The organism is Lysobacter sp. Root690 (assembly GCF_001427785.1).
In the GTDB taxonomy this organism is placed as follows: domain Bacteria; phylum Pseudomonadota; class Gammaproteobacteria; order Xanthomonadales; family Xanthomonadaceae; genus Lysobacter.
In genome coordinates this window covers 1-1638 of sequence record NZ_LMHM01000005.1, presented here as the reverse complement: position 1 = coordinate 1638, position 1638 = coordinate 1, and the positions used below count along the sequence as shown (strand labels likewise).

The 1638-nt window shown below is 67.1% G+C and carries 1 protein-coding gene; it reads left to right on the top strand.

The window, feature by feature from the left end; genetic code table 11:
• The first annotated feature begins 293 nt into the window (after positions 1 to 293).
• A complete protein-coding gene (locus ASD86_RS04895) occupies positions 294 to 1454 on the top strand; it encodes a hypothetical protein (protein WP_056107668.1) in 1161 nt (386 codons plus the stop codon).
• Positions 1455 to 1638: the final 184 nt, after the last annotated feature.

The following is a 1638-nucleotide window of genomic DNA, read 5'->3' as shown; positions in this document are numbered from 1 at the left end:
TCGGTGGCGCACGGCGCACATCCATGTGCGCCGCCCTTCGGGTGTGCTTTTGTTCTCGCGAGTTACAAGCCTCGCAGCGCTGGAAGGCAGGCTCGGCTTCGAAGTCAAGCCAGAGCCAGAGCCAGAGCCGGGGCGGTGCTTGCAGCCATGTAACCGATTATCGGCACCACAACGCATCCCGAGCCGCGACATGGCCACCCTCAACCCACTGCGACCGGCAATCGGACGGCACACGCACTCACGCCCAATCGCTTCTATGATCCGCCGATCACCTCGACGGAACGATATCGACCATGAGCGACACCACCCGACACGGACGCGTTGTGATCTGGCTGCTCGCCCTGGCCGCGACCGCGGCCGGCATGTACTACTGGGGACGCCGCAGCGGCGAAGAACAACTAGGTGCCCGTGCGCCGGTCGCCGCAGCCGCCACCGAGGGCGGCAGCCGCGCCGTGCCTGCGAGCGCCGCCGGATCGGCGCCGGCGACGATCCCCCGCTACACCGGCACCGCCGCGCGTCCATTGCCGTCCCTGGATACGCCGCTGCGACTGGTGCTGCCGGAACTGCAACGCCGCGCCGCCGACGAACCGGCCGCGGCCTGCCGTCTCGCCGCGGAAATGGAGTATTGCGACGGCCTGCGCCAGCGCCTGTCCGGCGCCGAAAACAATCTCGACAATCTCGAACGCCAGCTCGAGCGCATGCCCAACGACACCGCGCAGCAGCGCGAGCAGCGCCAGCGCATGGCCGACGGTTATCAGTCGATGACCGAGAAACTGTTGAACCAATCCGAGCATTGCGCGCAGGTGCCTCCGATCTCGCCCGAACAACGTACCGCTTACTGGCGCCGCGCCGCACTCGCCGGCCATCCGGCGGCGATGCGCCACTACGCCAGCGGCAACGCGTTCCGATTCGCGCAGTTGCTCGACAATCTGCCGGCGCTCGGGGTGTATCGCAACGAGGCCGAATCGGTCGCGCGCACCGCCGCGCAGCGCGGCGATTCGCGCATGATCGCGTCGCTGGCGTATGCCTATTCGCCGGGGCGCGATGGCGGCCGGCGCAGTTTCCTGAGCCAGGCGGTGCAGCCTGACCCGGTCGAATCGCTGAGCTTGTTCCTGCAATTGCGCGATTCCCTGCCGGCGCCGCAACCCGGCGCGACGCCCGAAACGGCCTCGCCCGGCGGCGGCTGGCGTGGCGGTGGCGGGCGGCGTGGGTTCGGTCCGGGCGGCGGGCTGCCGCCGCGCGAGGCGATTGATGCGCAGATCAATGCGCTCAGTCGCGATTTGTCGCCGGAGCAGGCCAGTCAGGCGCGCGAGCGCGCGGCGGAACGCGCTCAGAGTTGGACTGCGCCGGCTGCGGGCGGTGCGTCGGTTGGCGTTGGTGGGGCGCCTTCGCCGGTGTTTTCGTTTCAGGGGGCTGTGCCGGATGTGCAGCGGCAGGAATGTGGGCCTACCTAAGACGCGATGCCTAATATCGCTACTCGCGCTGGAGCTTTAAAACTTCAAGCAGGATCAAAGGCTTCCGCCGCTGAAGCGGCGGGTTACTTTCTTTTGTCTAAAGCAACAAAAGAAAGGTAACTGCACTGACTACCCTCAAGTGCATCACCCGCCTTGAGTCCAATCCGATGGCAACGCAGTACAG